The sequence below is a fragment of the Microcella flavibacter genome (assembly GCF_012530535.1).
GTDB classification, from domain to species: Bacteria; Actinomycetota; Actinomycetes; order Actinomycetales; family Microbacteriaceae; genus Microcella; species Microcella flavibacter.
Window position 1 is genome coordinate 2,459,333 of sequence record NZ_CP051299.1, and the last position, 24,762, is coordinate 2,484,094.

28 protein-coding genes and 2 pseudogenes are annotated in these 24,762 nt (G+C 72.7%); 20 read left to right on the forward strand and 10 right to left on the reverse strand.

Going from position 1 to position 24,762, the window contains the following annotated elements; translation table 11 throughout:
- Nucleotides 1-62: 62 nt before the first annotated feature.
- From HGB54_RS11715 to HGB54_RS12770, 5 genes are all read left to right on the forward strand, one after another.
- On the forward strand, nucleotides 63-914 hold the full coding sequence (locus HGB54_RS11715; RefSeq protein WP_168916570.1) for a DUF4097 family beta strand repeat-containing protein: 852 nt from the start codon (nucleotides 63-65) through the stop codon (nucleotides 912-914).
- Nucleotides 911-1,480 carry a PadR family transcriptional regulator gene (locus HGB54_RS11720; RefSeq protein WP_168916571.1) on the forward strand — a complete coding sequence of 190 codons (570 nt, stop codon included), beginning with the start codon at nucleotides 911-913 and terminating at the stop codon, nucleotides 1,478-1,480. Before HGB54_RS11715 ends, HGB54_RS11720 begins: the two co-directional genes overlap by 4 nt.
- A 161-nt stretch (nucleotides 1,481-1,641) precedes the next feature.
- Nucleotides 1,642-2,139 (forward strand): fluoride efflux transporter FluC, encoded by a 498-nt coding sequence (locus HGB54_RS11725; protein WP_228545827.1) that lies wholly within the window; start codon nucleotides 1,642-1,644, stop codon nucleotides 2,137-2,139.
- Complete coding sequence (locus tag HGB54_RS11730) at nucleotides 2,136-2,510, forward strand: fluoride efflux transporter FluC (RefSeq protein WP_168916572.1); 375 nt, start codon at nucleotides 2,136-2,138, stop codon at nucleotides 2,508-2,510. The genes HGB54_RS11725 and HGB54_RS11730 overlap by 4 nt, the downstream gene beginning before the upstream one ends.
- A gap of 126 nt (nucleotides 2,511-2,636) precedes the next feature.
- On the forward strand, nucleotides 2,637-3,695 hold the full coding sequence (locus HGB54_RS12770; protein ID WP_407663504.1) for a glycoside hydrolase family 16 protein: 1,059 nt from the start codon (nucleotides 2,637-2,639) through the stop codon (nucleotides 3,693-3,695).
- 235 nt (nucleotides 3,696-3,930) lie between these two features.
- On the opposite strand, the gene HGB54_RS11740 is transcribed toward HGB54_RS12770, so the two are convergent.
- The 3 genes from HGB54_RS11740 to HGB54_RS11750 form a co-directional block, all read right to left on the reverse strand.
- On the reverse strand, nucleotides 3,931-4,248 hold the full coding sequence (locus HGB54_RS11740; protein WP_168916573.1) for a hypothetical protein: 318 nt from the start codon (nucleotides 4,246-4,248) through the stop codon (nucleotides 3,931-3,933).
- Nucleotides 4,249-4,278: 30 nt separating this feature from the next.
- Nucleotides 4,279-4,593 carry a hypothetical protein gene (locus HGB54_RS11745; protein WP_168916574.1) on the reverse strand — a complete coding sequence of 105 codons (315 nt, stop codon included), beginning with the start codon at nucleotides 4,591-4,593 and terminating at the stop codon, nucleotides 4,279-4,281.
- 68 nt (nucleotides 4,594-4,661) lie between these two features.
- Complete coding sequence (locus HGB54_RS11750; RefSeq protein ID WP_228545828.1) at nucleotides 4,662-5,762, reverse strand: NAD(P)-binding domain-containing protein; 1,101 nt, start codon at nucleotides 5,760-5,762, stop codon at nucleotides 4,662-4,664.
- Between the two features lie 222 nt (nucleotides 5,763-5,984).
- On the opposite strand from HGB54_RS11750, the gene HGB54_RS11755 reads away from it, so the two are divergent.
- Nucleotides 5,985-6,191: a DUF3073 domain-containing protein gene (locus HGB54_RS11755; protein ID WP_168916576.1), complete on the forward strand. Its 207-nt coding sequence runs from the start codon at nucleotides 5,985-5,987 to the stop codon at nucleotides 6,189-6,191.
- Nucleotides 6,192-6,326: 135 nt separating this feature from the next.
- The gene (locus HGB54_RS11760; RefSeq protein WP_168916577.1) at nucleotides 6,327-7,553 is read left to right on the forward strand and encodes an amidohydrolase; all 1,227 of its coding nucleotides are present in this window, start codon (nucleotides 6,327-6,329) and stop codon (nucleotides 7,551-7,553) included.
- A 241-nt stretch (nucleotides 7,554-7,794) separates the two neighbouring features.
- On the opposite strand, the gene purM is transcribed toward HGB54_RS11760, so the two are convergent.
- Nucleotides 7,795-8,901, reverse strand: a complete 1,107-nt coding sequence (purM, locus tag HGB54_RS11765; protein ID WP_228545829.1) for a phosphoribosylformylglycinamidine cyclo-ligase — start codon at nucleotides 8,899-8,901, stop codon at nucleotides 7,795-7,797.
- Nucleotides 8,902-9,012: 111 nt separating this feature from the next.
- Here purM and purF point away from each other — a divergent pair, with 111 nt between their 5' ends.
- Nucleotides 9,013-10,470 carry an amidophosphoribosyltransferase gene (purF, locus tag HGB54_RS11770; protein ID WP_168916579.1) on the forward strand — a complete coding sequence of 486 codons (1,458 nt, stop codon included), beginning with the start codon at nucleotides 9,013-9,015 and terminating at the stop codon, nucleotides 10,468-10,470.
- 40 nt (nucleotides 10,471-10,510) lie between these two features.
- Here the strand turns inward: purF and HGB54_RS11775 are convergent, their stop codons facing one another.
- The gene (locus tag HGB54_RS11775; RefSeq protein ID WP_168916580.1) at nucleotides 10,511-10,855 is read right to left on the reverse strand and encodes a hypothetical protein; all 345 of its coding nucleotides are present in this window, start codon (nucleotides 10,853-10,855) and stop codon (nucleotides 10,511-10,513) included.
- A 118-nt stretch (nucleotides 10,856-10,973) separates the two neighbouring features.
- Nucleotides 10,974-11,354, reverse strand: coding sequence for a sterol carrier family protein (locus tag HGB54_RS11780; protein ID WP_168916581.1), 381 nt, complete (start codon nucleotides 11,352-11,354; stop codon nucleotides 10,974-10,976).
- 69 nt (nucleotides 11,355-11,423) lie between these two features.
- Here HGB54_RS11780 and purD point away from each other — a divergent pair, with 69 nt between their 5' ends.
- The 6 genes from purD to HGB54_RS11810 all read left to right on the forward strand — a co-directional run bounded on the left by purD (nucleotide 11,424) and on the right by HGB54_RS11810 (nucleotide 16,837).
- Nucleotides 11,424-12,674 carry a phosphoribosylamine--glycine ligase gene (purD, locus tag HGB54_RS11785; RefSeq protein ID WP_168916582.1) on the forward strand — a complete coding sequence of 417 codons (1,251 nt, stop codon included), beginning with the start codon at nucleotides 11,424-11,426 and terminating at the stop codon, nucleotides 12,672-12,674.
- The gene (locus HGB54_RS11790; protein WP_168916583.1) at nucleotides 12,671-13,558 is read left to right on the forward strand and encodes a phosphoribosylaminoimidazolesuccinocarboxamide synthase; all 888 of its coding nucleotides are present in this window, start codon (nucleotides 12,671-12,673) and stop codon (nucleotides 13,556-13,558) included. The genes purD and HGB54_RS11790 overlap by 4 nt, the downstream gene beginning before the upstream one ends.
- 79 nt (nucleotides 13,559-13,637) lie before the next feature.
- Complete coding sequence (locus HGB54_RS11795) at nucleotides 13,638-14,522, forward strand: VOC family protein (protein WP_168916584.1); 885 nt, start codon at nucleotides 13,638-13,640, stop codon at nucleotides 14,520-14,522.
- 49 nt (nucleotides 14,523-14,571) lie between these two features.
- Entirely contained in the window at nucleotides 14,572-15,354 is a 783-nt protein-coding gene (locus tag HGB54_RS11800) for an SGNH/GDSL hydrolase family protein (RefSeq protein WP_168916585.1), read from the forward strand.
- Nucleotides 15,351-16,196, forward strand: coding sequence for an alpha/beta fold hydrolase (locus tag HGB54_RS11805; RefSeq protein ID WP_168916586.1), 846 nt, complete (start codon nucleotides 15,351-15,353; stop codon nucleotides 16,194-16,196). The genes HGB54_RS11800 and HGB54_RS11805 overlap by 4 nt, the downstream gene beginning before the upstream one ends.
- Nucleotides 16,193-16,837, forward strand: coding sequence for a nucleoside/nucleotide kinase family protein (locus HGB54_RS11810; protein ID WP_228545830.1), 645 nt, complete (start codon nucleotides 16,193-16,195; stop codon nucleotides 16,835-16,837). The genes HGB54_RS11805 and HGB54_RS11810 overlap by 4 nt, the downstream gene beginning before the upstream one ends.
- On the opposite strand, the gene HGB54_RS11815 is transcribed toward HGB54_RS11810, so the two are convergent.
- Nucleotides 16,819-17,934, reverse strand: coding sequence for a mechanosensitive ion channel family protein (locus HGB54_RS11815; protein WP_168916587.1), 1,116 nt, complete (start codon nucleotides 17,932-17,934; stop codon nucleotides 16,819-16,821). The two genes, HGB54_RS11810 and HGB54_RS11815, sit on opposite strands and share 19 nt — an antisense overlap.
- A 145-nt stretch (nucleotides 17,935-18,079) precedes the next feature.
- Here HGB54_RS11815 and purS point away from each other — a divergent pair, with 145 nt between their 5' ends.
- The 3 genes from purS to HGB54_RS11830 are packed head-to-tail and all read left to right on the forward strand — an operon-like array spanning nucleotide 18,080 to nucleotide 19,577.
- Complete coding sequence (purS, locus tag HGB54_RS11820) at nucleotides 18,080-18,352, forward strand: phosphoribosylformylglycinamidine synthase subunit PurS (protein ID WP_168916588.1); 273 nt, start codon at nucleotides 18,080-18,082, stop codon at nucleotides 18,350-18,352.
- Complete coding sequence (gene purQ / locus HGB54_RS11825; RefSeq protein WP_168916589.1) at nucleotides 18,352-19,047, forward strand: phosphoribosylformylglycinamidine synthase subunit PurQ; 696 nt, start codon at nucleotides 18,352-18,354, stop codon at nucleotides 19,045-19,047. Before purS ends, purQ begins: the two co-directional genes overlap by 1 nt.
- Nucleotides 19,044-19,577 (forward strand): DUF3817 domain-containing protein, encoded by a 534-nt coding sequence (locus tag HGB54_RS11830; RefSeq protein WP_168916590.1) that lies wholly within the window; start codon nucleotides 19,044-19,046, stop codon nucleotides 19,575-19,577. Before purQ ends, HGB54_RS11830 begins: the two co-directional genes overlap by 4 nt.
- A 311-nt stretch (nucleotides 19,578-19,888) precedes the next feature.
- Here the strand turns inward: HGB54_RS11830 and HGB54_RS11835 are convergent.
- From HGB54_RS11835 to HGB54_RS11845, 3 genes and pseudogenes are all read right to left on the reverse strand, one after another.
- A pseudogene (locus HGB54_RS11835) lies at nucleotides 19,889-20,706 on the reverse strand (AAA family ATPase).
- On the reverse strand, nucleotides 20,703-22,100 hold the full coding sequence (locus tag HGB54_RS11840) for a Mu transposase C-terminal domain-containing protein (RefSeq protein WP_168916591.1): 1,398 nt from the start codon (nucleotides 22,098-22,100) through the stop codon (nucleotides 20,703-20,705). Before HGB54_RS11840 ends, HGB54_RS11835 begins: the two are co-directional and overlap by 4 nt.
- A gap of 7 nt (nucleotides 22,101-22,107) precedes the next feature.
- The gene (locus HGB54_RS11845; protein ID WP_010534181.1) at nucleotides 22,108-22,704 is read right to left on the reverse strand and encodes a recombinase family protein; all 597 of its coding nucleotides are present in this window, start codon (nucleotides 22,702-22,704) and stop codon (nucleotides 22,108-22,110) included.
- A gap of 193 nt (nucleotides 22,705-22,897) precedes the next feature.
- On the opposite strand from HGB54_RS11845, the gene cmtR reads away from it, so the two are divergent.
- The 3 genes and pseudogenes from cmtR (at nucleotide 22,898) to HGB54_RS11860 (ending at nucleotide 24,660) form a co-directional block, all read left to right on the forward strand.
- Nucleotides 22,898-23,257: a Cd(II)/Pb(II)-sensing metalloregulatory transcriptional regulator CmtR gene (gene cmtR, locus HGB54_RS11850; RefSeq protein WP_006590980.1), complete on the forward strand. Its 360-nt coding sequence runs from the start codon at nucleotides 22,898-22,900 to the stop codon at nucleotides 23,255-23,257.
- Nucleotides 23,254-23,855: pseudogene (locus HGB54_RS11855) on the forward strand (cadmium resistance transporter). Before cmtR ends, HGB54_RS11855 begins: the two are co-directional and overlap by 4 nt.
- A 229-nt stretch (nucleotides 23,856-24,084) precedes the next feature.
- Nucleotides 24,085-24,660, forward strand: coding sequence for a recombinase family protein (locus tag HGB54_RS11860; protein WP_168916592.1), 576 nt, complete (start codon nucleotides 24,085-24,087; stop codon nucleotides 24,658-24,660).
- The last annotated feature ends 102 nt before the right edge of the window (nucleotides 24,661-24,762 follow it).

Genomic DNA, 24,762 nt, shown 5'->3' on the forward strand with positions numbered 1-24,762 from the left:
GTGATGCTCGCCACTCGCGATATATCGCGAGCCGGGCATCCACCATCGAAGGGAACGGCAGCATGGCGCAGGAGACCTGGATCGTCGCGGAGCCGACGGTCATCGAGCTCGAGCGGATCGCCTCGCTCAAGGTCAGCCTCATCGCGGGGCAGATCGACATCGTCGCCCACGACGAGCCCGGCGCGCGCGTGGAGGTGCACTCCGTCAGCGGCCGCGACCTCAAGATCGCCGTCGAGGGCGACCGGCTCGTCATCGACCACCCGCAGATGCGGTGGGAGAACTTCATCGAGACGTTCCGGCTGTTCCGCGGCAAGGCGCGGGCCGAGGTCAGCGTGCTCGTGCCGCGCTCGGTCGCCCTCAGCTTCGGCGTCGTCAGCGCGAGCGCCCTCATCAGCGGGCTGCACGCCGACGCGACCGTCAGCACGGTCAGCGGCGACGTCGTCATCGACGGCATGGTGGGCGCGCTGCAGCTCAACACCGTCAGCGGCGAGATGGACGTGCGCGGCCACCGCGGCGAGGTGCGCGCCCACACCGTGAGCGGCGACATCACGGTCAGCGGCGACGTGGCGCGCTTCGACGGCGACGGCGTCTCGGGCGACGTGTTCCTCGACCTCGTCGGCGCCCCCGACCGCATCGAGACGAAGACCGTCAGCGGCGACGTCACCGTGCGGCTCGACGCCGGCGTGCCCGCGCAGTACCTCATCTCGACGCTCACCGGCCGCCTGCAGCTCGACGACGCCCGCATCACGGGCGTGCGCGGCTCGTACAACGGCCGCTACGGCGCGCTCGCGGGCAGCTTCACCGAGGTGCGCTCGAGCAGCGTCTCGGGCGACGTCTCGGTCGTGCACGCCGAGCGCGGTGCCGGAGCCGATGCGGGCGGCGCGGCCCCGGCCGGATCCGAGGCCTCGGCATGAGCCCGGCGGTCTTCGGGCACGGGCACCTGCGGCTCTACCTGCTGCACGTGCTGGCCGAGCGATCGATGCACGGCTACGAGATCATCCAGGCGCTCAGCGACCGCTTCGGCGGCACCTACACGCCCTCGGCGGGCACCATCTACCCGCGCCTCGCGAAGCTCGAGGAGGAGGGGCTCGTCACGAAGCAGAGCGACGGGCGCAAGACCGTCTACTCGATCACCGACGCCGGCCGGCAGGAGCTCGCCGACCGGCAGGACGAGCTCGAGGGCATCGAGGACGGCATCGGCGACTCGGTGCGCCGGCTCGCCGACGAGGTGCGCAGCTCGGTCGGCGCCGCCATGAAGGAGCTGCGGGCCGAGCTCGCCGCCGCCGCGCGCGAGGCGCGCGACGAGGCGCGGGCGAGCGGGCGGGATGCGCGGGACTCCGCGCGGTCGGCCGCCGACGCGGCGCGCGATGCGGCGCGGGATGCCCGGGACGCGGCGCGAGCAGCGCATCCGCCCCCCGTCAGCCGCGCGTCGAGCGCGACCTCGCCCGCGAGCGCGCCCAGCGGGCCGACGCGGCGCTGACCCGGTTCCGGCACGAGCTGCGGGCGGAGCTGCGCACGGCGGCCTCGCGCGGCACCGTGCCCGAGGCGGCCGCCGAGCACCTCGAGCAGGGCCTCGACCGGCTGCGCGCCGAGGTGCGCGGGCTGCTCGGGTGAGTCGCACCGCCTCGCTAGGGTGAGGCCGTGACCGCCGCCCGAACCCCCGCTCGCGCGGGGGCGGGCGGCGCATCCGCGTTCGGGCCGGTCGTGCTGCTGGCCGTCATCGCGGGCGGGATGCTCGGCTCGACCCTGCGCCTCGCCCTCGACACCGCCCTGCCGAACATGCCCACGGGCCTCGCGGCGAGCACCCTGCTGGTGAACGTCGTCGGCAGCCTCGCGCTCGGAGTCGTCGCGGGCGCGCTGCCCGTGCGGGCCCCCCGCTGGCTGCGCGCCGGCCTGACGGCCGGACTGCTCGGCTCGTTCACGACCTTCTCGGCGCTCGCCGTCTCGGTGGTCGTGCTCGCCGACGCGGGCCTGGCGCTCGCGGCGGCCGCCAGTCTCGCGCTCAACCTCGTGCTCGGGATCGGAGCGGCCGCGGGCGGCATCGTGCTGGGGCGGGTCTTCACCGCTCCCCGGCCGGACCCCGCCGACCCGGGTTCGATCGACCCCGCGTCGACCGACCCCCCGGAGGCCGAGTCGTGACCCCGCTGCTCGTGCTCGCCGTCGCCCTCGCCGGCGGCCTCGCCGCGCTCGTCCGCTACGCCGTCAACCACCTCGCCGGCGAGCGCGGCGGCCTGCCCTGGGGCATCGTCGCGGTCAACGTCGCCGGGTCGTTCATCGCCGGGCTGGCCGTGGCGGTCGTCGCCGACGCCGAGCTGCGGGTGATCCTGCTCGCCGGCCTCTGCGGCGGGCTCACGACCTTCTCGACCCTCGCCGTCGACTCGGCCTCGCTCGCCTCGGCGCCGCGCGGGCGACGCGCGCGGGGCATCCTGCGCGCGATCGCCAACGTGGCCGTGACCGTCGTACTCGGCGTGGGGGCCGCCGCCGCGGGGTTCGTGCTCGGCGGCGGTTGACCCGCGCGGTTCCGGCGCGGTGAGCGCGCGCGGCCTGCGCCTCGGCGAGGGCCCGGTGCTCATCGGTGCGGGCTCCAGTACTACACCGACTCGACCGACAACGCGGCGCTCGACGGCGAGGGCAACCTGCGCATCACGGCCCGCGAGATCGAGCCCTCGGTCGACGGCCCGCAGTGCTGGTACGGCCCCTGCACCCACACCTCGGCGCGCCTCATCACCGAGGGCAAGCAGGAGTTCCAGTACGGGCGCATCGAGACCCGCGTCTTCGTGCCCGAGGGCAGCGGCATCTGGCCCGCGGTGTGGACGCTCGGCAACGACTTCCGCGCCGTCGGCTGGCCGCAGACCGGCGAGATCGACGTCATGGAGTTCGTCGGGCGCCTGCCGAACGAGATCTTCGGCACCATCCACGGGCCCGGCTACTCGGGCGGCCAGTCGTTCGGCGGCATCTACGACTTCGGCACGCCGGTGCCGGCCGACTGGCACACCTTCGAGACGGTCTGGACCCCGGAGAGCATCGACTGGTACGTCGACGGCATCCAGTACCACTCTGCCAGCCCCGAGGACGTCGCCCCGAACGAGTGGGTCTACGACCACCCGTTCACCCTGCTGACGAACGTCGCCATCGGCGGCAACTTCGGCGGCGCGATCGGCGACGACCTCGTGTTCCCGCAGTCGCTGCTCGTCGACTACATCCGCGTGTACCAGGCGCCCGACACGGCCGAGCAGTGGACCGCGACGGTGCCGGTCACGGGAACCGGGTGGCAGCAGGTGACGGTGCCGTTCAGCGCGTTCGCGCCGGTGGGGGATGCCGCTCTCGAGCCCCTCGCCGCGGGCGGGCTGGTGCCCGCCGACGTGCGCGGCTGGAGCCTGACGCTCGACGGCGCCGGCACCACGAGCGTCGACCGGGTGGCCCTCGAGGCCGAGATCGCCGCGGTGCCGGGCGACGGCGGGCCGGGAGCGGGGCCGGGCACGCCCGGCGGCGGCTCGGACGGCGTCGGGTCGGGCGGCTCGGGCGCGGCTCCGGCTCGGGCGCGCTCGCCGCGACGGGCGCCGCCGACGCCCGCGGCGCGCTGCTGCTCGGCTCACGCTGCTGCTCGGCGGCGGGCTCGCGGCGGTCGGCGCGCGCCGCGGCCGCCTGCGCGGGCTGCGCGGCTGACGGTGCAACGCCGCGCGGGTCGCGGCTGAGGAATGAGGCGGGGCGGGCATCCGGTGGATGCTCGCCCCGTCGTCGTGCGCAGGGCACGGTGCCGGGGTGCCTAAGCCGCGCGTTGCGCGTCGCGCACTGCGCGCAGTGGCAGCTGCGGACCGCGGGTGTCGCGCCTGCGCGGAGAATCCCGCGAAACGCCGCCGCCAACCGGCGGCTCGCCAGGGTCCTCGTCCTCGACCGCGCAGCATGGACAGGTCGATCGGCGGGACGGGGTCAGTCCCCACCTCCGCCTCCGCCGCCGTCGCTGCCTCCGCCGTCGGTGCCGGGCCCATCATGATCGGTCATCCCATCGCGACCGCGCGGGCCGGTGCCGCTCGTCGGCCCACCCCCGTCGTCGTCGCCGTCGCGCCAGGAATCGTGGCCGCCCGCGTGCCCGCCGGCCTCCTGCTGCTCGCGGCGCTTGCGCTCCTCCAGCGCGCGCCGCGTGGGCCGCATGACGACCGTGACGAAGATGACGCCCATCACGACGAGCAGCACGAGGAAGACGATCACCGTGATGGAGACGGCGACGGTGAACGGTTCGGCGGTCATGCCCGCCAGCCTGCCACGAACGCCGCGCGCTCAGAGGGCGAGGGCGAGCAGGAAGGCCCCGTACGCGGCGAGCGCCGCCCACAGCGCCGCGTCGCGCAGGCGATCGGGCGCGCGGCTCGCGTGCAGCACCCCGGCGACGGCGAGCAGCAGCCAGCACAGCGGGTGGGCCCACCGCAGCGCGAAGTACTGGACGCCCTGCGCCTCGGCCGCCTCGCCGGGCACCACCACGACCCAGAGCGCCGCGAGCGCGAGGGCGAGGGCGGCGCCGGTGATCCCGACGGCCCGGCGATGGCGCGCGAGGGCCCGCCGGATGCGGGATGCCCGGGGCGTCGACTCGGTGCTCATGCGGCCAGTCAACACCGCGGGGCGTGCGCGGGGCATCCCCCCGATCGATCGCCTGGGCGGTCGGGCCCTCAGCGGCCGAGGCGGCTCAGCGTCGCGATGACCTGCCGGGCGATGTTGCGGCCCGCGCGGTTGGCGCCGATGGTGGAGGCGCTGGGGCCGTAGCCGGCGAAGAAGATGCGGCCGTCGCGCTCGCTGTGGTGGCTCGAGACGACCACGCCGCCCTCGGGCTCGCGCAGGCGCAGCGGCGCGAGGTGCCGCAGCTCGGGGCGGAACCCGGTGGCCCAGATGATGGCCTGCGCGGGCAGGAACTCGCCGCCCTCGACGCGCACGCCGTCGGGCTCGATGCGCTCGATGACGCCGCGGGAGACGAGCACGCCGCGCTCGAGCCCGGCCTGGATGCGGCGCGTGCGGGGCACGCCCGTGCCGCTGACGATGCTCGGCAGCGCACGGCCGGCGCGCGCCGCGTCGTCCTGCATGCCGACGGCCTTGACGGCGTCCTCGAGGTTGAGGCTCGGGCCGTCGATGAACTCCGGCTCCCGCCGGGTCGACCACGTGACCGAGCGGGCCACCCCGTCGAGCTCGAGCAGGAACCCGATGGCGCTCGTGCCGCCGCCGACGACGACGACGTCGAGGCCGGCGAAGTCGGCGGCCCGCTCGTACTGCGCGGTGTGCAGGTGCCGGCCGGCGAAGTCGCGCAGCCCCGGGTACCAGGGCACGAAGGGGCTGCCCCAGGTGCCGGTGGCGTTGACGATCGTCGTGCCGAGCAGGTCGATGATGCCGGCCTCGGTGCTGATGTCGAGCAGCAGCGGCCCGCCGACGTCGGTGACCTTGGTGACGGTGGCGGGGCGCACGACCTGCAGGTTGTAGTGCTCCTCGTACTGCCGGTAGTAGTCGGCGACGACCTGCTTCGCGGGCACGTCGCGGTCGGCGGTGCCGAAGCTGAGGCCGAGCTCGTCCATGCCGGGCAGGTCGTTGACGCGGTGGGCCGAGCCGAGGCGCATCGAATCCCACCGGTGCTGCCAGGCGCCGCCGGTGCCGGGCCCCCGGTCGATGAGCACGAACTCCTCGCCGGCGTCGAGCCCGAGCTTCTGCAGGTAGTAGGCCACCGAGAGGCCCGCCTGACCGGCGCCGATGACCACGCATTTCGTGGCGAGCGGGGATTCGGTCACCCGCCCGAGGGTAGTCGCTCCACCCGGCCGCGAGGCGGGTCTGAGGGAGTCTCCGATAGGGCCCTGCGTGCTAGACTGCCCCGCAGTTTTCATACCGCTCCGGTCGGGTTCTCCCCCGGGGCGGAGGCACTCGATTCGACGGTCCTGATGGGCATCGGTTGTGATCCTTCAGCCCTTGCCGTCAGAGCAGTCCAGGGTCGACACATTCCCGAGGGGGTCGCTATGGGCCGCGGTCGTCAGAAGGCGAAGCACACCAAGGTGGCACGCGAGCTGAAGTACTTCACTCCCGACACCAATCTCACCGCGCTCGAGCGAGAGCTCGCGGCCAAGGCCGCGGCGGAGGAGAACTACGTCGACAAGTGGGCCGACGACGAGGATGACGACGACGAGGAGTACGACTACTCCGCCGGCACGCCGAAGACCGCCTAGCGCGGCACGAACGCTCCCGACGAGCCCGCTCCCCGCTGGGGTTGCGGGCTCGTCGCCGTTCACGGCCGCCCCGCACTGCTCGCGGCCGCCGCGCGACGGAGCCCGCACGCGGGTGGCGGCCGGTAGCGTCGCAGCATGACGATCTCGCTGGATGCCCTCTACCGCGACCTGCACGAGAACCCCGAGCTCTCCTTCGCCGAGACGCGCACGGCCGGCATCGTGGCCGCCCACCTGCACGATCTCGGCCTCGAGGTCACGGAGGGCGTGGGCCGCACGGGCGTCGTCGGCGTCCTCCGCAACGGCGACGGCCCGGTCATCGCGCTGCGCGCCGACATGGATGCTCTGCCGGTGACCGAGCTGACGGGACTGCCCTACGCGAGCACGGTGCGGGCGATCGGCGCCGACGGCGCCGAGACCGGCGTCATGCACGCGTGCGGCCACGACATGCATGTGACGTGGCTGCTGGGGGCGCTCGAGCGCCTCGTCGCCGAGCGCGCGAGCTGGTCGGGCACCGTGGTCGCCCTGTTCCAGCCGGCTGAGGAGACGATCGGCGGCGCGAAGGCGATGATCGACGACGGCCTGCTCGACCGGTTCCCGCGGCCGCAGATCGTGCTCGGCCAGCACCTCACGCACATCCCGGCCGGCGTCGTCAGCCTCACGGCCGGGCCCGCGATGGCGGGCGCCGACAGCATCACGGTGCGCATCCACGGTCGCGGTGGCCACGGCTCGCGCCCGCAGTCGACGATCGATCCCGTGGTGACGGCCTCGGCGATCGTCATGCGCCTGCAGACGCTCGTCTCGCGGGAGGTGCAGCCGCGCGACCTCGCCGTCGTGACGGTCGGGTTCCTGCACGCGGGCACGAAGAGCAACATCATCCCGGCGGAGGCGACGCTAGGCCTCAGCGTGCGGTCGCTCGACGCGGGCGTGCGCGCGCGGCTGCTGGAGGGCATCCGCCGCATCGTCGAGGCCGAGTGCCAGGCCTCGGGGATGACGACGCCGCCGGAGATCACGGTCGACGACACGGCGGCCGCGACGATCAACGACGTCGCGGCGACGGAGCGGCTGCGGGCGCGGTTCGCGGAGCGCTTCGGCGCGGACGACGTCATCGACTTCGGCACGCGCACCGGCAGCGAGGACGTCAACGAGTTCAGCACCGCGGCCGGGGTGCCGCTCGTGTACTGGTTCGTCGGAGGGCTCGACCCCGTCGCCTGGCGCACCGCCGAAGCGGCGGGGCGCCTCGAGGAGGACGTGCCGACGAACCACTCCCCCTACTTCGCGCCGGTGCTGCACCCCACGATCGAGCGCGGGGTCGAGACGCTGGTCGAGGCGGCGCTCGAGAACCTCGGCCCCGCCGCGCACTAGGCCCGCGCCGCGCGTGCGCGGCGCTCTCGCGCCCGTGCTTCTCCGGCGTCGGTTCCTCCCCTCCGCTCCTTCCACTCTGCAGGACTTTCACGAGAATTCATCATGGAGTTCCTGCACAGTGGAAGGGCCGCGAAGGGGAAAGCCGCTCCCGCTCGCGCGGAGCGGCTCCCGTCATCCGCGGGCGCCGATCAAGTGCATGGCAGGCGCGCGCACGCGGTCGCGCGCCGGGCGGCCCGCCGGCTCAGCCCGCGTAGGCCCCGACGAGGCGGACGGCTCCGCCGTCGACGCCCTTGGCGCCCTGCTCGAAGCCCGCGAGCTCCCGGCGCGAGGTCGAGACCGTGCCCGCCTGCCAGGAGCGCACGCCCCGGGCATCCAGCGCCGCGATGACGGCGGAGGCCTGCGCGGCGTCGACGACCGCGAGCATGCCGATGCCGAGGTTCCAGGTGCCCTCGGCGCTCTCGAGCGGGTCGCCCGCCATGTCGCTCAGCACGCGGAACACCGCGGGCGGGCTCCACGTGCCGCGGTCGAGCTCGACCCACGAGCCGACGGGCAGCACGCGGGCCAGGTTCGCGGCGATGCCGCCGCCGGTCACGTGCGAGAGGGCGTGCACCGCTCCGGGATGCGCGGCGAGCAGCTCGAGCAGGGGCGCCGTGTAGAGCGCCGTCGGCTCGAGCAGCACCTCGCCGACGACGCCGCCGAGCGCGTCGCTCGTGTCGTGGTACCCGACGCCGTTCCTCGCGAGGATGTGCCGCACGAGCGAGAAGCCGTTCGAGTGCAGGCCCGAGGAGGCCATGGCGATGACGACGTCGCCGTCGGTCACGCGCTCCGGCCCGAGCACGGCATCCGCCTCGACGACGCCGACGGCGGCGCCCGCCACGTCGTAGTCGTCCGCGCCCAGCAGGCCCGGGTGCTCGGCCGTCTCGCCGCCGACGAGCGCGGTGCCCGTCGCGCTGCACGCCTCGGCGATGCCGCGCACGATCGCCGCGATGCGCTCGGGGTGCACCGTGCCGCAGGCGATGTAGTCGGTCATGAACAGCGGCGTCGCGCCGACCACGACGATGTCGTCGACGACCATCGCCACGAGGTCCTGCCCGATGGTGTGGTGGATGTCGAGGGCCTGCGCGATCGCGACCTTCGTGCCGACGCCGTCGGTCGAGGTGGCGAGCAGCGGGCGGCGGTAGCCGAGCAGCGCGCTCGCGTCGAAGAGGCCGGCGAAGCCGCCGACGCCGCCGAGCACCTGGGGGCCGTGCGTGGCGCCCACCGCCGACTTCATCAGCTCGACGGCGAGATCGCCCGCCGCGGTGTCGACGCCGGCTTCGGCATAGCTGCGGGATGCGCTCGAGGTCACCCGGCAAGCGTACCGGGGCCGCACCCGGCGGCCTGCGCGGATGAGCGGATGTGCGAGACTGGGGGCCGCCCGATCGGGCTCACCCTCCCTCTTCTTGGAGCGCATTCACGCATGTGCGGCATCGTCGGGATCGTCTCGTCCAGCCCCGTCAACCAGCAGGTGTACGACGCCCTGTCCCTCCTGCAGCACCGCGGGCAGGACAGCACCGGCATCGCCACCGTCGAAGGCCGCGTGCTGCACATGTTCAAGGCCAAGGGGCAGGTGCGCGAGGCGTACCGCACCCGCGACATGCGCTCGCTGCTCGGCACCACCGGCCTCGGCCACGTGCGCTACGCCACCCGCGGCACCGCCTCGAGCGAGGAGGAGGCGCAGCCGTTCTACGTCAACGCGCCCTACGGCATCATCCTCGTGCACAACGGCAACCTCACCAACACCCGCGAGCTGTCGCGCGAGCTCAACGAGGTCGACCGCCGCCACCTCAACACCAACTCCGACACCGAGCTGCTCGTCAACGTGCTCGCCCACGAGCTGCAGCAGCGGGTCACGAGCGACGACCTCGACCCCGACCAGGTCTTCGCCGCCATCAGCCGCCTGCACGAGCGCGTCGAGGGCTCGTACGCCGCCATCGCCCTCATCGCCGGGCACGGCCTGCTCGCCTTCCGCGACCCGTTCGGCATCCGCCCGCTCGTGCTCGGCCGCCGCTCGACCGGCCTCATCGGCGACGAGTGGGTCGTCGCGAGCGAATCGCTCGTGCTCGAGCACGGCGGCTACGAGATCGTGCGCGACCTCGCGCCCGGCGAGGCGGTGTTCATCTCCCTCAGCGGCGAGATGATCTCGCAGCAGTGCGCCGCCGATCCGCGCCTCATCCCCTGCTCGTTCGAGTACGTCTACCTCGCCCGGCCCGACTCGATCATGAACGGCATCTCGGTCTACGAGGCCCGCCTGCGCCTCGGCGACCGCCTCGCCGACACCATCGAGCGGCACATGCCCGCCGGCGACGTCGACGTCGTGATGCCCATCCCCGACTCCTCCCGCCCGGCCGCGATGCAGGTCGCGCAGAAGCTCGGCATCGAGTACCGCGAAGGCTTCTACAAGAACCGCTACGTCGGCCGCACGTTCATCATGCCCGGGCAGGCGGAGCGCAAGAAGAGCGTCAAGCAGAAGCTCAACGCCATGTCGAGCGAGTTCGCCGGCAAGAGCATCCTCATCGTCGACGACTCGATCGTGCGCGGCACCACCTCGAAGGAGATCGTCGAGATGGCCCGGGCCGCCGGCGCGCGCAAGGTCACCTTCACCTCCGCCGCTCCGCCGGTGCGGTACCCGCACGTCTACGGCATCAACATGCCCACCTCGCGCGAGCTCGTGGCGCACGGCCGCAAGATCCCCGAGATCGGCATGGAGCTCGGCGCCGATCAGCTCATCTACCAGGAGGTCGCCGACATGCAGGCGGCCATCACCGAGGGCACGAGCATCCAGGATCTCGAGATGAGCTGCTTCACGGGCGACTACGTCACGGGCACGGTCAGCCCCGAGTACCTCGCCTGGGTCGAGCAGAACCAGAACAGCTGACGACCGCGTCGGGATGCCCGGCGCGCGTCATCCGCAGGCCTCAGTCCTCGACCTCGCCCTCCAGCGGGGCCGGGTCGACCTGCTCGCGGGCGGCGTCGACCGTGCGGGCGCGACGGCGGGAGCGGCGGTCGACGATGATCGCCAGAATGGCGCCGAGCAGCACGCCGAGCGAGATGCCGTACAGCGAGAAGTAGGCGAGCAGGGTCGTGAAACCGAGGCTCGGATCGGCCGGGTACAGGCTCGTGGCGATGAGCGTGCCGAGGAACCCGAGGAAGCCGCCGACGATGAGGAACGCCGAGATCTTCGGGGCCCGGCGCACCGAGACCTGCTCGCGAGGGGCCGCGGCGGGCGTGGGGGTGCGCGGGGCGTCGAGCGGATCGTTCACGCCGCCATTGTCGCGCATGCGGACTGCGAAGCGGCTCAGTGCCGCGTCGGGTGCGGCGGGTGCGGGTGCGGGTGCGGGTGCGGGTGCGGGTGCGGGGGCCGGTGCGGCAGCGCGGGGCTCAGTACGCGAGCGGCAGCAGCGCGCTGAGGTCGGCGCGCGTGCCCGAGGCGTGGATGCGCCCGGCCGCGAGGCGCTCGGCCCACTCGGCGGCGCCCGTCGCGAGCGCGAGGAAGGTGTCGGCGTCGACCTCGACGACGTTCGGCGGGGTGCCGCGGGTGTGGCGCGGGCCCTCGACGGCCTGCACGGCACCGAACGGCGGTACCCGCACCTCGACGCTGTTGCCGGGGGCGGCGTCGGCGAGGCACTGCAGCAGGTAGCGCACGGCCGTCGCGCGGGCGGTGCGCTCGGCGGGGTCGCCCGGGTCGCTGCCGCGGCGCGCCTCCAGCACGGCGGCCACGGCGGCGCGGCCCAGGGTCTCGTCGATGCGTGCGCGGGCCATGAGCGTCGAGGGTAGCGGGGCCGCGTGCACGGGGGCCGAGCATCCGCGCCCGCTGGGTAGGCTGACCGCGTGAGAATCCTCGTCCTCGGCTCGGGCGCGCGCGAGCACGCCATCATCACCGCCCTGCTCGCGGAGGGCGCCGATCACGTGATCACCGCCGCCCCCGGCAACGCCGGCATCGCCCAGCAGGTCGAGGTCGTCGCGCTCGACCCGACGAAGGGCGAGGTCGTCGCCGCCTACGCGGTCGACAACGACATCGAGCTCGTCGTCATCGGCCCCGAGGCGCCCCTCGTCGCCGGCGTCGCCGACGCGCTGCGCCGCCGCGGCATCGCCGCCTTCGGCCCCGGCGCCGCCGCCGCCCAGCTCGAGGGCTCGAAGACCTTCGCCAAGCGCATCATGGAGGCCGCGGGCGTGCCGACCGGCCGCGCCCAGCGCGCCGGCACCCTCGCCGAGGCCGAGGCCGCGCTCGACGCCATGGGCTCGCCCTACGTCGTCAAGGCCGACGGGCTCGCCGCGGGCAAGGGCGTCATCGTCACCGACGACCGCGACGCCGCGCTCGCCCACGCCGAGCACTACCTGCAGCAGGGCGGCGTGCTCGTCGAGGAGTTCCTCGAGGGCCAGGAGGTCAGCCTCTTCCTGCTGAGCGACGGCCACACCGTGCTGCCGCTGAGCCCCGCGCAGGACTACAAGCGCATCGGCGACGGCGACACCGGCCCCAACACGGGCGGCATGGGCGCCTACTCGCCGCTGCCGTGGGCTCCCGAGGGCTTCGTCGACGAGATCATCGCGACCGTCGCCGAGCCGACCGTGCGCGCGCTCGCCGCCGAGGGCACCCCCTTCATCGGTCTGCTCTACTGCGGCCTCATCGTCACGCCCGCCGGCACGCGCGTCATCGAGTTCAACGCCCGCTTCGGCGACCCCGAGACGCAGGTCGTGCTGCCGCGCCTCGTCACCCCGCTGAGCGGCCTGCTCTTCGCCGCCGCCACCGGCCAGCTGGGCGGGATGCCCCGGCCGCAGTTCAGCGACGACGTCGCCGTCACCGTGGTGCTCGCGAGCGAGGGCTACCCCGACGCGCCGCACACGGGGCGCGCGCTGTTCGGGCTCGACGAGGCCGAGCAGGTCGAGGGCGTGCACCTCGCCCACGCCGCGACGGCCCGCACCGACGAGGGCTTCGTCGCCACCGGCGGCCGAGTACTGAGCGTCGTCGCTCGCGGCGCCGACTTCGCCGAGGCCCGCGCCCGCGCCTACGAGGCGATCGGCCGCATCGGGCTCGAGGGCGGCCAGTACCGCACCGACATCGCGGCCCGCGTCATCTCGTGAGCGGCGCTCTCGACCCGGCGGCGCTCGACGGCTGGCAGCACGTCTACTCGGGCAAGGTGCGCGATCTCTACGAGCACCCCGAGCATCCGGCGCTCATGCTCGTCGTCGCGAGCGACCGGGTGAGCGCCTTCGACCACGTGCTCGAGCCGGGCATCCCGGGCAAGGGCGCGCTGCTGACGCTGCTCAGCGACTGGTGGTTCGACCGGCTCGCCGAGGGCTCCGGCGTGGGCGCGGGCGACCACCGCGCGGTCGATGGGCCTGAGGTTCCGGCGGTCGTCGCGGGGCGCGGCATGATCGTGCGCCGGCTCGACATGCACCCCGTCGAGTGCGTCGTGCGCGGGTACCTCTCGGGCTCCGGCTGGGTCGAGTACCGGGCATCGGGCACCGTGTGCGGCATCCCGCTGCCCTCGGGGCTCCAGGACGGCGATCGCCTGCCCGAGCCCATCTACACGCCCGCGTGGAAGGCCCCGATGGGCGAGCACGACGAGAACATCAGCTACGAGCGCACCGTCGAGCTGGTCGGCGCCGAGACGGCCGCGGCGCTGCGGGATGCGAGCCTCGCCATCTTCGCCCGCGCGAGCGCGATCGCCGCCGACCGCGGGCTGATCCTCGCCGACACGAAGTTCGAGTTCGGCAGCGACCCGGCCACGGGCGCGCTGACCCTCGCCGACGAGGTGCTCACGAGCGACAGCTCGCGCTACTGGGGCGCGGAGGCCTACGACGCGGGCGGCCCCGGGCGCCTCGCCAGCTTCGACAAGCAGATCGTGCGCGACTGGCTCGCCGCGCACTGGGATCGCACGGGCGAACCCCCCGCGCTGCCCGACGAGATCGTCGCGCGCACCGCCGACCGCTACCGCGAGCTGATCGACCGCCTGACGGCCTGAGCCGCGGGCTCACGCCGTTCGAGCCGGCCGCCGACCGGGCGCGCGGAATGGCACGGGGTCGAACGGGGTTGCACCGGCCATGACCGACTCCTCCCGCCTCGCCGCCGACACCACCATGGGCGCGGTCACCCTCGACGTCGCCGACCTCGACGCCATGACGGCGTACTACCGCGACGGTGTCGGGCTCACGGTGCTGAGCGCCGAACCGGCGCGCGACGGCGCGCCCGCGACGACGAGCCTCGGCCGGGGCATCCAGCCGCTCGTCGTGCTGCGGCACGCGCCGAGCCTGCGCCATGCCGGGCCGCGGGAGGCCGGGCTGTTCCACACGGCGATACTGTTCGAGACGGCCGGGGCCCTCGCGGCCGCCGTCGCCGCGGTGGCCCAGCGCTACCCCGGCACGTTCACGGGCTCGAGCGACCACCTCGTGAGCGAGGCCTTCTACTTCGACGACCCGGAGGGCAACGGCGTCGAGCTGTACCTCGACCGCGCGCGCACCGCCTGGAGCTGGACGCACGGGCAGGTCGAGATGTCGACGCTCTTCCTCGATCCCAACGCGTTCCTGCAGCAGCACCTCGACGAGCAGGCGCTCGCCGCGCACGGCAGCGCGCCCGCGACCGTCGGGCACGTGCACCTCTCGGTGGGCGACGTCGACACCGCTCGGCGGTTCTACGTCGACGAGCTCGGCTTCGACCAGACCACGAGCCTCGGCGGGCAAGCCCTCTTCGTCAGCGCCGGCGGCTACCACCACCACATGGCGATGAACGTGTGGCGCAGCCGCGGCGCCGGGCGGCGGCAGGCCGCGCTCGGGCTCGGCCGCGTCGACATCGTGCTGCCCGACGCCGACGCGCTCGGCGCCGTCGGCGAGCGCCTCGGCCACTACGGGCACGCGGTGCGCGACGACGGCGCCGGCCTCGGGGTCGACGACCCCTGGGGCAACGCGCTGCGGCTCAGCGCGGCCGGCTGAGCCCGGCCGCCGCGCGAATGAACACCCCTGCCGCCTAGACTCGCGCCTCGTGAACGATGCGCGCCATGCCCCGCACATCCCCGCGATCGCGCTGCGCCTGAGCCGTGCCGCCGCGGTGCTGCGCGGCGCCGTGATCCTGCCGCAGGGGCGACGGCTGCGCCGCGAGACCCCCCGGCTGCCGGACGCCCCTGGCCCGTGGCTCGGAGCCGTCGAGGGCGACGGCGAGCCCCTGCACCTGCTCGTGCTCGGCGACTCGACGGCGGCCGGCGTCGGTGTCGAGCACGCCGACCTCGGGCTCGGCGGTCGCCTCGCCGAGGCGCTCGCGGCGCGCACCGGTCGCGCCGTCTCGTGGCGGGCGCACGGCCGCAACGGCGCGACCGCGGCCGACCTCGTGCGCGGGCACCTCGCGGCCGCGCTCGACGGCCCCGTCGACGTCCTGTTCCTCACCGTCGGGGCGAACGACGCCCTCGCCCTGCGCAGCGCGAGGGCGTTCCGGCGGGATGTGCGGCGCATCGTGAGCGCGACGCGAGCGCAGCATCCCGGATCGGTCGTGCTCATGTCGTCGCTGCCGGCGTTCTTCCGATTCCGCCTGCTGCCCGAGCCGCTGCGCGGCACGCTCTACCGGCATTCCCGCGCGCTCGAGGCCGCGGCGCGCTCGATCGTCGACGCCGAGCCGGAGGCCCGCATGTCGCCGCCCCCGCCGCCCTACACCGAGGGCTTCTTCGCGAGCGACGAGTTCCACCCGAGCGCGCTCGGCTACCGCGACTGGGCCGAGTTCGCCGTCGACGACGCCGCCGAGGCCGGGCTGCTCGCGCGCTGGAGCCGGGCGTGAGCGACGGCGCCCCGAGACCGGGCGGGCTGCACCACGAGCAGGACGGCGCGACCGCGGGCGCCGAGACGGTCGTGCTGCTGCACGGCGGCAACCTCTCGGGCTGGATGTGGGCGCCGCAGCGCGAGGCGCTCGCCGACCGGCACCTGCTCGTGCCCGACCTGCCCGGCTACGGCGGCAGCCGCGACCTGGGCTGGGTGTCGACGACCGACGCCGCCGACCGGGTGGCCGAGCTCATCCGCGCTCATGCCGGCGTCGACGAGCAGGGGCGCCCGCGCGCGCACGTCGTCGGCTACTCGCTGGGGGCCTCAGTCGCCGCCGTGCTCGTCGCACGGCATCCCGAGGTCCTCCGCTCGGCGGTGATCGCGAGCGCGCCGCTCGACGGCATGGGGCCGCTCATGACGGCGGTGGCGCGCACGCAGGTGAAGCTGCTGCGCGTCGCGGCCTTCCAGCGCATGCTCGGGCCCCGCCGCGGCCTGCCGCGCGAGGCGGTCGAGCAGCTCGTCGCCGCGGGCGTCGGGCTCGACCCGGCGAGCTCGCGCCGCATGATGGCGGAGACCGCGCGCGGCGTCGCCGATCAGCTCGAGGGGCTCGACGAACCGGCGTCGCAGGCCGTGCCGGTGCTCGGCGTCGCGGGTGCGGGCGAGGCGCGCCGGGTGGTCACCGCGCTGCAGCGGTTGCAGCGCACGCCGCAGGACGCGGTGCGGCTCGCCCCGAGCATGCACCACCTCTGGACGGTGCAGCACCCCGACGTGTTCACGGCCGTGGTGCGGCACTGGGTCGAGCACGGTGCCGCGCATCCCGACCTCGAGGCGGTCCCATCGAGCCGCGGCCGCGCCTCATGACCGCACCGGGCCCCGCGGCGCTGCCCGGCCTCGACGCCCTCGCGACCGTCATCGAGGGGATGCGCGCCCGCGCCCCGCACGCCGGCCGCCGCCTGCTCGTCGGCATCGCCGGAGCCCCCGGCGCCGGCAAGTCGACCGCCGCCGCCGCGCTCGCCGCCGCCCTGCCGGGCGCGGTCGTGCTGCCGATGGACGGGTTCCACCTGCCGCAGGCCCGCCTCGTCGCGCTCGGCCGCCGCGACCGCATGGGCGCCCCCGACACCTTCGACGTCGCGGGCTTCCTCGGGGTGCTGCGCGCGCTGCGCGACGACGACGCCGCCGTGCGCGCGCCCGACTTCGATCGCACGATCGAGGAGCCCGTGCCCGAGGCGATCGCGATCGGGCCGGATGCTCGCACCGTGATCGTCGAGGGCAACTACCTGCTGCACGCCGACGACGGCTGGCACCCCGTCGCGGGCCTGCTCGACGCGACGGTCGCGCTGCGTCTCGCCGACGAGACCCGCCGCGAGCGCCTCATCGCCCGCCACGTGGCGCACGGCAAGACCTCCGCCGAGGCCGAGGCGTGGGCGCTGGGCCCCGACGAGGCCAACGCCCGGCTCATCGCACCCGGGTTGGAGCGCGCCGACTACTCGCTCTCGGGCTGAGCCTCGCCGCTCGGCACGGGCTCCGACGGCGGCAGCGGGCGGGTCTCGACGGGCGCGGCCTGCTCGAACCGCTGCACGGGCAGGGCCTCGGGCCCGTGGTCGCGCACCCAGGCGACGAGCTTCTCGCGCACGAGCACCTGCAGATCCCACAGCGTGCCCGAGTCGGCGGCCGAGACGAGCACGCGGGCGCGCACCATGCCGCCGGTCGCGTCGACGATCTGCACGTTCTTCACGGCGCCGTTCCAGAGGTCGGTCTCGTCGAGCACGCGGTCGAGCTCGGTGCGCAGGCCGTCGACGTCGACGCGCCAGTCGAGGTCGAGCACGACGGGGCCCATGAGATCGGCGGTCGTGCGCGTCCAGTTCTGGAAGGGCGTCGTCGTGAAGTAGGTGCTCGGCAGCACCATGCGGCGCTGGTCCCAGATGCGCACGACCACGTACGTCAGCGTGATCTCCTCGATGCGCCCGTACTCGCCCTCGACGACGACGACGTCGTCGACGCGGATGGCGTCGGAGAAGGCCAGCTGCATGCCCGCGAAGAGGTTCGCGAGGGTCGACTGCGCGGCGAGGCCGGCGACGACGGAGGCGAGACCGGCCGAGGCCAGCAGGCTCGCGCCGACGGCCTCGGCGCCGTCGAAGGTCAGCAGGATCGAGCCGATCGCCACGATGCCGATGACGACGAGGGCGAGGCGCTTGAGGATGAGCAGCTGCGTGCGCATGCGCCGGGCGACGCGGTTGTCGGAGGCCGTGACGTCGTAGCGGCCCGCGGTGCGCTCGAACAGCAGGGTCACGCCGGCGGCGACGACCCACGCGCCCGCGGCGATGACGAGGATGAGGAAGAGCTGGTCGAGCACGGGCATCCAGTCGCGCTCGGGCAGGGTCAGCGCCACCGCGGCCCACAGGGTGATGAGGGCGAGCAGGATGCGCAGCCGGCGCCGCAGCGGACCGAGCGTCGCGTAGACGCCCGGCCGGCGGCGCGCGACGAGGCGGGCCGCGAGCGCGACGGCGGCGATGATGAGCACGACGACGGCGAGCGCGATGAGCACGGCGAGGCCGAAGCCCGTCCAGCTGCGCCAGACGAAGGAGTCGATGAGGAGCATGGTGCCTTCCGGTCGGGGGCGGGGCAGCGCCCGAGGCTACCGCCCGCCGCCGGCGCCCGCGACCCCGGTCGTGCGCGGATGAGCGGCGATGGCGCGCGGCTAGACTGAGGGCATCCACTTTTCTGACGCACCCGGGGAGTCATCCGTGCCCACCATCGTCGTCGAGGTCATGCCGAAGGCCGAGCTGCTCGACCCGGCCGGCAAGGCCGTCACCGGAGCCCTGCACCGTCTGGGCCACGAGAGCATCGCCGAGGTGCGCATCGGCAAGCGCTTCGAGCTGCGCGTCGACGGCGAGGTCGACGCCGACCTGCTCAAGCAGGTCGAGGAGGTCGCCGCTGACATGCTCGCCAACGGCGTCATCGAGGACGTCATCGACGTGCGCGTCGAGGACGCGGGCGCGGCGGGCGAGACCCGCTGATGCGCGTCGGCGTCATCACCTTCCCCGGCTCGCTCGACGACCGGGATGCGATGCGCGCCATCCGCCTCGCGGGCGCCGAGCCGGTCGCGCTGTGGCACGGCACGCACGACCTCGACGGGGTCGACGCGATCGTGCTGCCCGGCGGCTTCAGCTACGGCGACTACCTGCGCGCGGGGGCGATCGCGGCCCGCTCGCCGATCATGGCCGAGGTCATCGAGGCGGCGAACGACGGGATGCCCGTCCTCGGCATCTGCAACGGCTTCCAGATCCTCGTCGAGACCCACCTGCTGCCGGGCGGGCTCGTGCAGAACGACCACGGCGACTTCATCCGCCGCGACCAGCGGCTGCGCGTCGAGTCGACGTCGAGCGCCTGGACGAACGGCTTCGCCGAGGGCCAGGAGATAACCATCCCGCTGAAGAACGGCGAAGGCGGGTACATCGCCTCGGAGGAGACCCTCGACCAGCTCGAGGGCGACGGCCTCGTCGCGTTCCGCTACCTGGACGTCAACCCGAACGGCTCGATGCGCGACATCGCGGGCCTGCGCAACGAGCGCGGCAACGTCGTCGGCCTCATGCCGCACCCCGAGCACGCCGTCGAGGCGGGCTTCGGCCCCGACACCGCGCTCGCCATGCGCTCGGGCGTCGACGGGCTCACCTTCTTCACGAGCGTGCTGCAGCAGAGCGTCCTGCGATGACGGCGGCGGCCCCGGCCACTGACGGCCGCAGCACCGGCGCGCCCAGCACCGCCCCGCGCGGCCTCACCCCGAAGCGGCTCTACCGCGTCGTCGCGATCGCCGAGGCGATCACCTGGACGGCGCTCATCTCGGGCCTCGTCATCCGCGCCGTCGTCGGCGGCGACACCGGCGACCTCGCCGTGCGCATCGGCGGCAGCGTGCACGGCTTCGTCTTCCTCGCCTACGGCGCGACGGCCGTGCTCACCGCCATCAATCAGCGCTGGAGCGTCGGCCTCGGCATGCTCGCCGTCGTCACCGCCGTCGTGCCCTACGCGACCATCCCCTTCGACATGTGGGCGCACCGCACGGGCCGGCTCGAGGGGGGCTGGCGGCGGGAGGCGACGGACGATCCGCGCGACGCCGTCTGGTTCGATCGCCTGGTGCGATGGATGCTGCGCCACCCGATCCTCTTGGCCGCAGCCCTGCTGCTCGCCGTCGTCGCGCTGTTCACCGTGCTGCTGATCGTCGGCCCGCCCGTGCCGAAGGCTTAGGGGCTCGGAGCTCAGACGCCGCCGTTGACGGCGAAGCCGAGCAGCGCCGCCCCTGCGAACACCAGCAGGGCGAAGCCGAGGAACATGAAGAGCTGGCGCTTGGTCATGCCGCGAGCCTAGGCGAACGGCGTTTCGGTGCGGTTTCGGGCGGCGGGCGGGCCTGCTGCTGATGAAGCCTCGGTGGCGTTGTGCCCGAAAGCCGACCCTCACCGGGACACCCCGGGGCGGTCGGGGCGCGCATCGAGATCGCGCTGGATGCTTGTGACTTCGTCTGCTGAATGGCGGGGTTCTTCGGTCGCTTCGTGGCGGGGTCAGGTGACACCGATGACCAGGGTGCTCTGTGCGGCTTCGATGACGTCGTTGGTGATGGTGTCGAGTTCGTTGATCTTCAGGACCCGCTGGATCTGGGGGAAGAGGCGTTCGAGGAGCCGGAAGTCGCCGCGGGTGATCCGTGCGATGGCTGCGATGGCTTGGGCGTCGGTGAAGTCGTCGGGGTCGAGGGTCTTGCCGAGGGATCGCCAGTGTCGCTCGAGGACGAACAGCAGTTCGTCTTGTCCCAGGGGCCGGTACTGGTGGGCGAAGCCGACTCGGCTGTAGAACTGGGGGTAGTGGCTGAACTGCTTCTCCAGGCCGGGCATGCCGATCAGGATCAGGGCGATGTCGTCGCGGTCGTAGCGATCGCGCAGCAGTTCCAGCGCGGCGGGACGCAGTCGTTCGGCCTCGTCGACGATGATCAGCTCCACGTAGTTCCTGCCGTGTCGCCATCCCCAGGCCTCGGGAGTGGCCGTGCCGGGAGGTACGAGGTGCTGCTCGATGCACATGTTGGTGCGGGTGATGGCTTGGGTCAGCTCGTCCTTCAGGTCCGCGGGGTGGTCAGCACGCTGGGGGTGTAGAGCACGGTGCGGCTCCGGTTCAAGGCGGCGTAGATCTTGGCGTCGTTGTCGGAGCGCGGCCCCCAGTAGGTCAGCAGGTCATGAGCCTTCTCGTAGTGTGCGTAGCGGCGCGCGGAGAGTGTCTTTCCTACGCCGGCTGATCCGAAGCACAAACCGATGGTGTGCCCGCGGCGCACGGCGTCGGCGAACTCGGTGAAGCGGCGGTGCTCCTTGGTGACGATGAAGCGCTGGCTCACCTGAGGTCCTCCTTGTAGATCTTCAACGCCGACCTCGGCGCCGGAGCCGGTGCTTCGGTGATCCGTGGCGTCTCGGTAGGTGCGGCCACGAGGGCGATGCGTTCGTTGATGCCGGCTCGCAGCGCCCGGCGGCGGGCGTTGCGCGCGGCCTGGATCTCCTTGAGGCTGACCTTCTGGTCGTGGTGCTCTTGGTTGACGGCCTTGCAGACGAATTCGTCGTGATCGAAGACGCGGATCTCGGTGATGTCGCGGGGGTCGTAGCGGATCACGACCGAGCGTCCGACGTAGCCGGCCAGAGTTGGCGAGACGTAGCGCAGGCCCTGGAAGCGGATGCCATCGCGGCGCACGACGCGGGTCTTGGCGACGGTCAACAGCAGTCCGTCGAGGTCTTCCAGGCTCTCGGGCATTCGGGGCAGCCAGCCATCGGCGATCCACGCGCTGCGCGGGGAGGTTCCGAGCTCGCTGTGCGTGCGGTCGTTGTAGGTGGCCACGAACGCCTCCAGGGCGCTATCGAGTTCGGCCAGGGACAGTTTCGGTGTCGGCCAGGGGTGCCCTTCGGTGATGTGTCCGGGCAGGGTGGCGAGTAGCTCGGTGTTGATGGTGCCGAAGAACCGCTCGATCTTGCCGCGGCCCTGGGGTCGGGCGACGGTGGAGTGGATCAGTCGGATGTGGAGGTCGACGGCGGTGTGGGCGAGCTGGTCACTGGTGAAGTCGCTGCCGTGGTCGACGTAGAGCACGTCGGGCAGGCCGCACATCGGCCAGGCCGGGTCGGTCTTGTGCCAGATCGCTTGGCGCAGCGCCAGGGCGGTGTTCATCGCCGACGGTGCGCCCAGGAAGGCTGTGTAGCCGCAGACCGCCCGGGAGCAGTCGTCGAGGATCGTTGTCAGCCATGGCCGTGCGGGCTTGCCGTCGGTGCCCACCACCAGGATGTCGAGCATGGTGTGATCGGATTGCCACATCGCGTTGGGCAGCTCTGCTTGCCGGCGGAGCACCAGCTCGTGCTTGTCGCGGTAGGACGCTGCGCCCTCCAGGGCGAGGGTGACCATGCCGGGATCCAGGGTCCGCACGATGTCCCACACCACCGAGTAGGAGGGGACCGGCCACTTCCGGGCGGCGCAGATGCCGGTGACTTTGCGGTGGATGGTGGCGATGGCCGGCCGCGGCTTGCTCAGCGCCAGGCCCTCGATCAGGTGGACGAGGTCGGGCGGAAGGCGGCGGGAGCCGGTGTCCGCTCGCGAGGCTGTCTCCAGTCCGGCGTAGCCGTCGGCGCGGTAGCGGGCGTGCCAGCGCTCCAGGGTCCGCAGCCCTACATCGGTCTCGCGAGCTAAGCGCGCGAGGGGCACCTGGTCCTCGACGTGGAGCCTGAGGATTCGCCACCGCGCTCGAGCGTCCACGACGCACCTACTGCAAGGCGTTCTCGCGCCCGCGCTCGGCGCGCTGAAGGGCGCGGTAGACCGTGGAGCGGCCCACGCTGAACAGCTCGGCCAGCTCGCCCACGGTGTGCTCGTCGGCGGCATGTAGCTGGACGAGGTGAGCTTCTTGCCGGGGGGTGAGTTTCGGTGACTTCCCGCGCAGCCGGCCCTTGGCCTTGGCGACCTTCATCCCCTCGCGGGTGCGGGCACGGATGAGGTCGGCTTCGAATTCGGCGACCATCGCCAGCACGTTGAACAACAGTTTCCCCATCGGGTCGGTCGGGTCGTACACCGATCCGGCGATGCTCAGCTTCACTTCCCGCGCCGCGAGGTCGTCGGCGATCTGGTGGGCATCACGGACTGAACGCGCCAGCCGATCGAGCTTGGTGACCACGAATGTATCGCCGTCCCGACAGGCAGCCAGCGCCTGCCGCAGGCCCTCACGGTCGGCGTTGCGGCCCGTGAGCCCGTGATCGACGTAGATGCGCTTGGGATCGACGCCGAACGCCGCGAGTCCGTCACGCTGCGCGGTCAGGTCCTGCTCGTCGGTGGAGACTCGGGCATAGCCGACCTTCAAGGGGGACATGCTCCCCAGTGTGTCATATAGCCTCCCTTCACCGGACAGTTCACCGGGCGGGTCTTACGGGACAGCCCGCCAGGCGTGCCGTCGTTCCTCTCGATAAGTAGCGGTGGTGTCCGGTGAGGGTTCCCCTTACGGGCATGCGATCGGGGCTGACGCCTGTGACCGAGTGTTCAGTGCGCGCTGTATAGTTCAGTCCATGCTGACTATTGCTTCGCGTCTCGACGTGATGAACCGCCTGGGTCGTGCACTGGCCGACCCCACTCGATCCCGGATCATCTTGACCCTGCTCGACCATCCCGCTTACCCGGCGGAACTGGCCCGAGATCTGGACCTGACACGCCCGAACGTGTCCAACCACCTGGCATGCCTGCGCGATTGCGGGATCGTCGTCTCCGAGCCCGAGGGTCGTCGGACACGATATGAGATCGCCGATTCGCACCTGGCGCAGGCGCTGACGGCACTGGTCGATGCCACCCTGGCAGTGGACGAAGACGCCCCGTGCATCGATCCCGCCTGCTCGCTTCCCGGATGCGACGCAGCTGGGGAGGGCGCATGATCCTCACCTCGGTCTTGCAGGCGATGGGCCTGTTCGCAGCGACCAACATCGACGACATCATCGTGCTCTCCCTCTTCTTCGCGCGAGGGCAGGCCAGCGCGGCACTACCGCCCGCATTCTGGCCGGCCAGTACCTCGGATTCGCCGGCATCCTCGGTGCCGCGGTCCTGGTGACCATCGGTGCCGGAGCATTCCTGCCCTCGGCAGCCATCCCGTACTTCGGTCTCATCCCTCTGGGCCTCGGCCTCTGGGCCGCATGGCAGGCCTGGCGCGGAGACGATGACGACGATGACGACGAGGCCAAGGTTGCCGGCAAGAAGGTCGGCGTGTGGACAGTCGCAGGCGTCACCCTTGCCAACGGCGGCGACAACATCGGCGTCTACACCCCTGTCTTCCTCAGCGTGGAACCTCTCGCAGTAGTCGCCTACTGCATCGTCTTCCTCGCGCTCGTCGCGGTCCTGGTGGCCCTGGCAAAGTTCGTCGCCACCCGCCCCCCGATCGCCGAAGTGCTCGAACGCTGGGAGCACATCCTCTTCCCCATCGTTCTCATCGGCCTCGGCATCGTGATCCTCGTCAGCGGCGGAGCCTTCGGACTCTGATGTAGCGGCAGCGATCCAAACGGCCCCGACCGGGCGCACCCCTCTCGGTTCAGACCGCGACACCTACCTGCAGCCAGCCCTGCGTGATCGCGGCAACAAGACCGCCACGGAGCGCTGCAAAAACCCCGCCACCAAGCGAACGAAGCCACAGGATGCTCGTCTCGACGATTCCCGTAAGGCCCGCCCGCAAATCTGCCCGATGAGGGGTGGCAAACGCTACAGCTACGGCATGCTGATCGGTTATGCACGCGTGTCCACCATCGAGCAGGATCTGATTGTCCAACGCGACGCGTTGATGGCGCTCGGGGTGGAGGAGCGCAACATCCACGTCGACCACGGACTCACCGGCACGAACCGTGCCCGGCCGGGTCTGCGCGAGGCGCTCGCGGCCTGCCGGGAGGGCGACACCCTCGTGGTGTCGAAGCTTGACCGGCTCGCGCGATCGCTGCCGGATGCGCGCGACATCGCCGACGGGCTCGCAGCGAAGGGTGTGCGCCTGAGCCTCGGTGGCAGCCTCTACGACCCGACCGACCCCGTCGGCCGGCTGCTGTTCAACGTGCTCGGCATGGTCGCCGAGTTCCAAGCTGACCTCATCCGAGCTCGAACGCGCGAGGGCATGGCAGTCGCACGGGCAAAGGGCCGACTCCGCGGAAAGAAGCCAAAGCTCTCGCCGACGCAAGAGGCACACCTGGTCAGTCTCCATCGCGCGGGCGGTCACACTTCGGGTGAACTCGCCGAATTGTTCGGCGTGGTTCGCTCGACGGTCTATCGCGCTCTCGAGCGTGCCAATCGATCGGATGCCTAGAAAATAAAGACTCTTCAACCTCGGCTCTTGGAAGGTGACCGCGGCGCCCGCAGAGCAAACGCTCGTAAGCACAGCTCCAGCGAGACGCCATGCTATTCACTT

What these genes read in the sequence shown, in the direction of transcription:
- HGB54_RS11845 (WP_010534181.1), bottom strand. Translation starts at nt 22,704, where the DNA reads ATGTCCCCCTTGAAGGTCGGCTATGCCCGAGTCTCCACCGACGAGCAG.
- HGB54_RS11760 (WP_168916577.1), top strand. Translation starts at nt 6,327, where the DNA reads ATGACGATCTCGCTGGATGCCCTCTACCGCGACCTGCACGAGAACCCC.
- HGB54_RS11715 (WP_168916570.1), top strand. Translation starts at nt 63, where the DNA reads ATGGCGCAGGAGACCTGGATCGTCGCGGAGCCGACGGTCATCGAGCTC.
- HGB54_RS11740 (WP_168916573.1), bottom strand. Translation starts at nt 4,248, where the DNA reads ATGACCGCCGAACCGTTCACCGTCGCCGTCTCCATCACGGTGATCGTC.
- purF (WP_168916579.1), top strand. Translation starts at nt 9,013, where the DNA reads ATGTGCGGCATCGTCGGGATCGTCTCGTCCAGCCCCGTCAACCAGCAG.
- HGB54_RS11860 (WP_168916592.1), top strand. Translation starts at nt 24,085, where the DNA reads ATGCTGATCGGTTATGCACGCGTGTCCACCATCGAGCAGGATCTGATT.
- HGB54_RS11815 (WP_168916587.1), bottom strand. Translation starts at nt 17,934, where the DNA reads ATGCTCCTCATCGACTCCTTCGTCTGGCGCAGCTGGACGGGCTTCGGC.
- HGB54_RS11795 (WP_168916584.1), top strand. Translation starts at nt 13,638, where the DNA reads ATGACCGACTCCTCCCGCCTCGCCGCCGACACCACCATGGGCGCGGTC.
- HGB54_RS11780 (WP_168916581.1), bottom strand. Translation starts at nt 11,354, where the DNA reads ATGGCCCGCGCACGCATCGACGAGACCCTGGGCCGCGCCGCCGTGGCC.
- purQ (WP_168916589.1), top strand. Translation starts at nt 18,352, where the DNA reads ATGCGCGTCGGCGTCATCACCTTCCCCGGCTCGCTCGACGACCGGGAT.
- HGB54_RS11755 (WP_168916576.1), top strand. Translation starts at nt 5,985, where the DNA reads ATGGGCCGCGGTCGTCAGAAGGCGAAGCACACCAAGGTGGCACGCGAG.
- HGB54_RS11830 (WP_168916590.1), top strand. Translation starts at nt 19,044, where the DNA reads ATGACGGCGGCGGCCCCGGCCACTGACGGCCGCAGCACCGGCGCGCCC.
- HGB54_RS11720 (WP_168916571.1), top strand. Translation starts at nt 911, where the DNA reads ATGAGCCCGGCGGTCTTCGGGCACGGGCACCTGCGGCTCTACCTGCTG.
- HGB54_RS11745 (WP_168916574.1), bottom strand. Translation starts at nt 4,593, where the DNA reads ATGAGCACCGAGTCGACGCCCCGGGCATCCCGCATCCGGCGGGCCCTC.
- HGB54_RS11810 (WP_228545830.1), top strand. Translation starts at nt 16,193, where the DNA reads ATGACCGCACCGGGCCCCGCGGCGCTGCCCGGCCTCGACGCCCTCGCG.
- cmtR (WP_006590980.1), top strand. Translation starts at nt 22,898, where the DNA reads ATGCTGACTATTGCTTCGCGTCTCGACGTGATGAACCGCCTGGGTCGT.